The sequence below is a fragment of the Methylorubrum podarium genome, from assembly GCF_022179745.1.
In the GTDB taxonomy this organism is placed as follows: domain Bacteria; phylum Pseudomonadota; class Alphaproteobacteria; order Rhizobiales; family Beijerinckiaceae; genus Methylobacterium; species Methylobacterium podarium.
In genome coordinates, this window is sequence record NZ_BPRD01000438.1 from 1 (window position 1) to 7,168 (window position 7,168).

Genomic DNA, 7,168 nt, shown 5'->3' on the forward strand with positions numbered 1-7,168 from the left:
CTGCGCCTGCTCCAGGGCGATGTCGGATCCGGCAAGACGGCGGTGGCCCTGCTCGCCATGGCGCACGCCGTGGAGGCCGGGCGGCAGGCCGCGCTGATGGCCCCGACCGAGATCCTGGCGCGCCAGCACTACGAGCGGCTGGTGCCGCTCGCCGGCGCCCTGCGCCTGCGCCTGCTCACCGGCCGCGACCGGGCCGCCGAGCGCCGGGCGACGCTGGCCGATCTCGCCGCGGGCGAGATCGACATCGTGGTCGGCACCCACGCCCTGTTCCAGGAGGCGGTGGCGTTCCGCGATCTCGGCCTCGCGGTGGTGGACGAGCAGCACCGCTTCGGCGTGCACCAGCGCCTTGCCCTCGGCGCCAAGGGCGAGGCGGTGGACATCCTGGTGATGACCGCCACCCCGATCCCGCGCACGCTCGCGCTCACCTTCTTCGGCGACATGGACGTCTCGGTGCTCGACGAGAAGCCCGCCGGGCGCCAGCCGATCAAGACCATCACCATACCGGTGGAGCGCATCGACGAGGTGGTGGACGGGCTGCACCGGGCGCTGGCCGGGAGCGACCGGGTCTACTGGATCTGCCCGCTGGTGGCGGAATCGGAATATGTCGATCTCGCCGCCGCCGCCGAGCGGTTCGAGGATCTCAAGAAGCATTTCGGCGACGCGGTCGGCCTGATCCACGGCAAGATGCCGGGGCCGGAGAAGGATGCGGCGATGGAGGCCTTCGCCGCCGGCCGCACCCGTGTCCTCGTCTCGACCACGGTGGTGGAGGTCGGCGTCGACGTGCCGGAGGCCACGATCATGGTGATCGAGCACGCCGAGCGCTTCGGGCTCGCCCAGCTCCACCAGCTCCGCGGCCGGGTCGGGCGCGGTTCGAAGGCCTCCTCCTGCCTGCTGCTCTATCGCGGCCCCCTCGGGCAGGTGGCCAAGGCGCGGCTGGAGATGATGCGCTCGAGCGAGGACGGGTTTCGCATCGCCGAGGAGGATCTGCGCCTGCGCGGCGAGGGCGAGGTGCTCGGCACGCGGCAATCCGGCATGGCCGCCTTCCGGCTCGCGCGGCTGGAGAGCGACGGCGACCTCCTGGAGGCCGCCCGCGACGACGCCCGGTTGATCGTGGAGCGCGACCCGCGCCTCCGGAGCGAGCGCGGACAGGCTCTGCGGGTGCTGCTCTACCTGTTCGAGCGCGAGGCGGCGATCCGGCTGATCGGGGCGGGGTGAGCCCGCGCATCCGTTCGGACTCGTTCAGATTCGCACGAATCTGAACGCCCCGTTCAGGAAGCGGAGGTGATGGAAAAAGCGCGACCGATTGCGGCAACGCTGCGCGTGTCCGCGGCGTTTTTGCAGCAAAATCAATGATTTATTGCGTAATGCTCAGGCTTTGCCCGATGGCGCAAGCGGGCAGAAATATCGAAAATACCTTGTATCTGCCCCAATTGCCGCTTAACTGGAGATGAACAAACGGCCTCGTAGACCGGGGTGCCACTGGAAAAAAGGAGGATCGCGATGTCGATCGCACCGTTCCAACGCCTGCCGGGTTCCTCCGAGAATTGGGGAGCCGACGCGCTCTCCGTCGAACCCTGGCTCATGCCCATCACGGATCGCGAGACGCGCGACGAGACCACGACGGACGCCCTCGTGAGCGCCGTGCGGCAGTCTTCGCGCCGGTTCTGGATCGCGGCCAACGCGCTGTGCGCGGGCCTCGCCCTGCTCCTGACCGCTCAGATCGCGACGGACTGGTCCTCGCCGGTCTCCCGCCCCGTGACCGGGCATCAGGTCGCCGACGCGACCCCGCCGACGCTGCCGGTCGAGAAGGCCTCGCTGCACCACTGAGGCGAGCGAAGCGTCGAAAGCTGATTCAGAGATCAGGGCGCGCCGGTTCCCGGCGCGCCTTTTCCGTTTCCGGAGCCGCCTCGTTCTCCGCCGCCTGCGCCTGACGCAGGGAGGCGGCCATGGCGTGGAAGCCGGCCCGCGGATCCTCCGGCTGGATCACGCCCGCCGACATCACGAGCTTGGCCGCGTCGTCGACGCTGATGTTGACCTCCACGATCTCGGCCCGCGGCAGGTAGAAGAAGAAGCCGGTGGTCGGGTTCGGCGCGCAGGGCAGGAACACGCCGACATAGTCGTGCCCGCCGCCCTCCTTCGCCTGGAGCGCGCCCTGCACCTCGTTCGCGGCGGGGGCGGAGAGGAACACCACCGACCACGTCCCCTTCACCGGGAACTCCACCAGCCCGACGGTGCGGAAGGAGGTGCCGTTGGCCGAGAACAGCGTCTCGAAGATCTGGCGCAGGCCGCGATAGAGCCCCGAGATCACGGGCGTGCGCGCCAGCAGCACCTCGCCGAACTCCACCACCGAGCGCCCGACGAGGTTGGCGGTGAGGAAGCCGAGCAGGGTCACCGCGACGAAGGCGATGAGGAGGCCGAGGCCGGGAATCGAGAACGGCAGGTAATGGTCCGGCAGGTAGCTCGCCGGCACCAGCGGCTTCACCCAGCCGTCGATCAGGGCGATGAACCACCACGTGATGTAGATCGTGATCGCGAGGGGCCCCGCGACGATCACGCCGGTGAGGAAGTAGGTCCGCAGCCGTCCCCGGGCGCTGACGCGCGTCTTGGACGAGGCGGGTTCCGGAGCGTCCGGAATCGGCGAGAGGGTCGGCGCCACGCATGCACCTCGGGGAGGCGGAACGAGCGGGCGGACGGCTCCATCCCGGCCTCCAACTCTCCGGGCAGAGACCTAGCGGCTGCGCGCGGACGGCTCAAGAGCGGCCGGCGCCGGGAGGCCGATTGAGTGGCGCGCGAGGCAACTTGATCGAGGGCCACCGACACATACCTCGATCCTGGCCACAGCGGCCAAGGTCAAGGGAGAAGACGCGATGCACGTCACCATCGAGCAGGCGGAAAAGGCGATCCAGGCCGCGCGCGCGAAGGCCATCGAACTCGGCACGCAGATGTGCATCGCGGTCGTCGATTCGGGCGGAAACCTGAAGGCCTTCCACCGCATGGACGGGGCCTGGGTCGGCTCCATCGACATCGCCCAGAAGAAGGCCAAGACCGCCGTCTTCTTCGGCATGAAGACCGGGCAGATCGGTTCGCTGTCGCAGCCCGGCGGCTCGCTCTACGGCATCGAGCACTCGAATCAGGGCCTGATCACCTTCCCCGGCGGCATCCCGATCGTCGACGCGGACGGCGAGATGTCGGGCGCCATCGGCGTCAGCGGCTCGTCGGTGGAGAACGACGACGCGGTGGCCCTCGCCGGCGCCAGCGCGATCGGCGACACCGAGCTGCCCGACCACCCCTGGCGCACCTGATTCCGTCGCAGGCGCATCGACAGGCGCATCGATCCGCAGGCCGGATCGATGCGCCGCGCGACAGCCGCCGGTTCACTCCACCGTGACGGACTTCGCCAGATTGCGCGGCTGATCGACGTCTTTCCCCATGAAGACGGCGGTGTGGTAGGCGATGAGCTGGATCGGCACCGCGTAGACGATCGGCGCGATCACCGGGTCCACGTCCGGCATGGTCAGCGTCGCCAGGGTGTCGAGCCCGGCCGCGGCCGCCCCCTTCGCGTCGCCGACGAGGATGATCTTGCCGCCGCGGGCGGCGACCTCCTGCATGTTCGAGACGGTCTTCTCGAAGATCGCGTCGTGGGGGGCGATCACGATCACCGGCACGCTCTCGTCGATCAGGGCGATCGGACCGTGCTTGAGTTCGCCCGCCGCGTAGCCCTCGGCGTGGATGTAGCTGATTTCCTTGAGCTTCAGCGCGCCTTCGAGCGCCATCGGGTAGCTCGTGCCGCGGCCGAGATAGAGCACGTCGCGGGCCTTGGCGATCTCGCGGGCGAGCCCCTCGACCTCCGCCTCCATCTTGACCGCCTCGGCCATCAGGCCCGGCGCCGTGATGAGCGCGTCGACGACGGCACGCTCGCGCTCCGCATCGAGCGTGCCGCGGGCGCGGCCGGCGGCGAGGGCGAGGCAGAGCAGCACCGTGAGCTGGCAGGAGAAGGCCTTCGTCGAGGCGACCCCGATCTCGGGGCCGGCGAAGGTCGGCATCACCGCCGAGGACTCGCGGGCGATGGTCGAGGTCGGCACGTTGACCACCGCCAGCGTGTGCTGGCCTTGCGCCTTGGCGTAGCGCAGCGAGGCGAGGGTGTCGGCGGTCTCGCCCGATTGCGAGATCACCAGCGTCAGCCCGTCCCGCTCCAGCGGCGGCTCGCGGTAGCGGGTCTCGGAGGCGACGTCGATCTCGACCGGCAGCCGCGCCAGGGTCTCGAACCAGTACTTGGCGACGAGGCCGGCATAGTAGGCGGTGCCGCAGGCGGTGATCGAGAGGCGCGAGAGCCGGGCGAAGTCGAAGGGCAGGGTCTCCTGCAGGACGACCTGGCCGCGCGCCATGTCGATGTAGTGGGCGAGCGTGCGGCCGACGACCTCCGGCTGCTCGTGGATCTCCTTCGCCATGAAGTGGCGGTGGTTGCCCTTGTCGACGAGGAAGGCCTGCGTCGCGATTTTTTGGCGCGGTCGGCGCACCGTGGCACCGGCGAGGTCGCGGATCTCGGCGCCGTCGCGGGTCAGGATCGCCCAGTCGCCCTCTTCGAGATAGGTGATCTCGTCGGTGAACGGCGCGAGCGCCAGGGCGTCCGAGCCGAGATAGGTCTCGCCCTGCCCGAAACCGATGGCGAGCGGAGCGCCGTGCCGGGCGCCGATCAGGAAGCCGTCCTCGCCCGCGAACAGGAAGGCCAGGGCGAAGGCGCCGTGCAGGCGCGGCAGGGCCGCCTCGACGGCGGCCACGGGGCCGAGCCCCTGCTCCATCAGGTGGCTGACGAGCTGGGCCACGACCTCGGTGTCGGTCTCGCTCTCGAAGCGCGCGCCCGCCGCGACGAGCTCGGCCTTCAGCTCGCGAAAATTCTCGATGATGCCGTTGTGGACCACGGCCAGCCGCTCGGTGGCGTGCGGGTGGGCATTGGTCTCGTTCGGGCGCCCGTGCGTCGCCCAGCGGGTGTGGCCGATGCCGATGACGCCCGGGAGCGGCGCCTCGACCAGCTTGCGCTGGAGGTTCGAGAGCTTGCCCTCCGCCCGGCGGCGATCGAGCCGGCCCCGCTCCAGCGTGGCGACGCCGGCGGAATCGTAGCCGCGGTATTCGAGCCGCCGCAGCGCCTCGACCAGCGCGTCCGCGACCGACTCACGCCCGATGATGCCGACGATTCCGCACATGGCCGATCCTGAAGCCGCCCGATGAGACATGCGCCGTGCCATCCCGCGGGCGGGATGCTCGCCCAGGCTCGGCTTCCTGCGATGCAAGACTGCGACGCAAGAGCCCGACCGGAGGCGCGGCGCGGATGGAAGGGCTTGTACGGATCGCGGCGCGATAAGGCCAGCGCCCGCGGCCGTGCCGCTCCCTCGGCCTTTCCCTGGGCCTTTTCCTCAGCCCTTCTTCGCCGCGCGGGCGGCCTTGGCCGCCTTCAGCGTCTCGCGCAGGGTCTTGGCCGCCCCCTCGCGGTTGGCCTGACGCCCCCGCGCGACGGCGATGGCGTCCGCCGGCACGTCGCGGGTGATGACCGAGCCGGCCCCGACCAATGCGCCCGCGCCGACGCTGACCGGCGCCACCAGCGCCGAGTTGGAGCCGATGAAGGCCCCCTCCCCGATGGTGGTCCGGTGCTTCGACACGCCGTCGTAATTGCAGGTGATGGTGCCCGCGCCGATATTGGCCCCCGCCCCGACCTCGGCGTCGCCGAGATAGGTCAGGTGCGAGGCCTTGGCGCCCGCATGCAGGGTCGCGTTCTTGATCTCGACGAAATTGCCGAGATGGACGCCCGCCTCCAGCACCGCACCGCCGCGCAGGCGCACGTGCGGACCGATATCGACCCCGTCCAACAGCCGCGCGTCGTGCAGGTGCGAGAAGGCGCGGATGGTGCAGCCGTCGCCGACGACGACGCCGGGGCCGAACACGCAGTGCGGCTCGACGACGACGTCGCGGCCGAGCACCGTGTCGGCACTGAGGAAGACCGTCTCGGGCGCGACTAGCGTCGCCCCGCCGAGCTGGGCCGCCCGGCGCAGGCGCGCCTGGATCGTGGCCTCGGCGACGGCGAGTTGCACCCGGTCGTTGACGCCCTGCGCCTCCGCCTCCGCCACGGGCACGACCGCGACCGGGAGCCCGTCGGCGACGGCCAGAGCCACCGCGTCGGTGAGGTAGTATTCGCGGTTGGCGTTGTCGTTGCCGATCCGCTCCAGGAGGCCGAGGGCGTGGGCGCCGGAAAGCGCCATCAGCCCGGCATTCGACAGGTTCACGCTCCGCTCGTCCTGCGAGGCGTCCTTCTCCTCGCGGATCGCCAGGACGCGGCCGCCCTCGGTCAGCACGCGGCCGTAGCCGGTCGGGTCGGCGGCCTCGAAGGCCAGCACCGCCACCGCCGCCCCCTCGCGCAGGGGCGCGCGCAGCCGGGCAAAGGTCTCGGCCGTGACCAGCGGCGTGTCGCCGAACGCCACGAGCACGTCCCGCCCCCCCTCCAGGGCCGCGCGGGCGGCGAGCACCGCGTGCGCCGTGCCGAGCCGCTCGGCCTGCGAATGGACGCTGGCACCAGGCGCCAGCCGCTCGATCTCGCGGACGACGTCCTCGCGGCCCGGCTCGACCACCACGGCGAGGCGGGAGGCCCCCGCCTCCTGCACGGCGGCGAGCACGTGGCCGAGCATGGAGCGGTTGGCCACGGCGTGAAGCACCTTGGGCCGGTCGGAGCGCATCCGCACGCCCTTGCCGGCCGCCAGCACGATCGCGGTGAAGCCGCTCTCCGCCCCTTGTGCCTGCGCCCGCTGTGCCTGCGCCCCTTGGTTCGCGCCTGCCGTCATCGAGATCCGCTTCCTGCCGTCTTTTGAGAGTGCGCCACAAAACGCCCGGTCACCGGACGCCCTCCCCTCCGGCCGAGACGGCGCAGGGGAGCCACGTGGGAGACACTCAATCGACGGTCCGTTTAACCGATCGGATCGCGGGCGCGAAGGGTGCCAGATGGGAAGGATGGAGGTGTCGTGCGGCACGCGGGCGGCAAGGGCCCGGTCGCGGGAAGCGGGGCGGGGTGGAGCGCGCTCCCGACGTGACGGGCCCTCACCACGGCAGGCAGCGGATCTGGAGCAGATCCTCCACGCTTACCCGGACGCCGAAAGCCAGCACGCGCCAGGCCGGCATCGTCGCG

Annotated in this window: 6 protein-coding genes; 3 read left to right on the forward strand and 3 right to left on the reverse strand. The window is 70.9% G+C overall.

Features of this window, described 5'->3' with window-relative positions; all coding sequences use genetic code 11:
- Nucleotides 1-1,215: ATP-dependent DNA helicase RecG (locus MFF42_RS20125; RefSeq protein ID WP_238257329.1), on the forward strand; the 1,215-nt coding region annotated here is incomplete at its 5' end.
- A gap of 285 nt (nt 1,216-1,500) precedes the next feature.
- On the forward strand, nt 1,501-1,827 hold the full coding sequence (locus MFF42_RS20130; RefSeq protein WP_238257330.1) for a hypothetical protein: 327 nt from the start codon (nt 1,501-1,503) through the stop codon (nt 1,825-1,827).
- A 25-nt stretch (nt 1,828-1,852) separates the two neighbouring features.
- On the opposite strand, the gene MFF42_RS20135 is transcribed toward MFF42_RS20130, so the two are convergent.
- Nucleotides 1,853-2,656 carry a DUF502 domain-containing protein gene (locus tag MFF42_RS20135; protein WP_238257331.1) on the reverse strand — a complete coding sequence of 268 codons (804 nt, stop codon included), beginning with the start codon at nt 2,654-2,656 and terminating at the stop codon, nt 1,853-1,855.
- Nucleotides 2,657-2,867: 211 nt separating this feature from the next.
- On the opposite strand from MFF42_RS20135, the gene MFF42_RS20140 reads away from it, so the two are divergent.
- A complete protein-coding gene (locus MFF42_RS20140) occupies nt 2,868-3,302 on the forward strand; it encodes a GlcG/HbpS family heme-binding protein (RefSeq protein WP_238257332.1) in 435 nt (144 codons plus the stop codon).
- 72 nt (nt 3,303-3,374) lie between these two features.
- On the opposite strand, the gene glmS is transcribed toward MFF42_RS20140, so the two are convergent.
- Together glmS and glmU are read right to left on the reverse strand one after the other, a co-directional pair.
- Nucleotides 3,375-5,201 carry a glutamine--fructose-6-phosphate transaminase (isomerizing) gene (glmS, locus tag MFF42_RS20145; RefSeq protein ID WP_238257333.1) on the reverse strand — a complete coding sequence of 609 codons (1,827 nt, stop codon included), beginning with the start codon at nt 5,199-5,201 and terminating at the stop codon, nt 3,375-3,377.
- Nucleotides 5,202-5,411: 210 nt separating this feature from the next.
- Entirely contained in the window at nt 5,412-6,827 is a 1,416-nt protein-coding gene (glmU, locus tag MFF42_RS20150; RefSeq protein ID WP_238257334.1) for a bifunctional UDP-N-acetylglucosamine diphosphorylase/glucosamine-1-phosphate N-acetyltransferase GlmU, read from the reverse strand.
- Between the last annotated feature and the right edge of the window lie 341 nt (nt 6,828-7,168).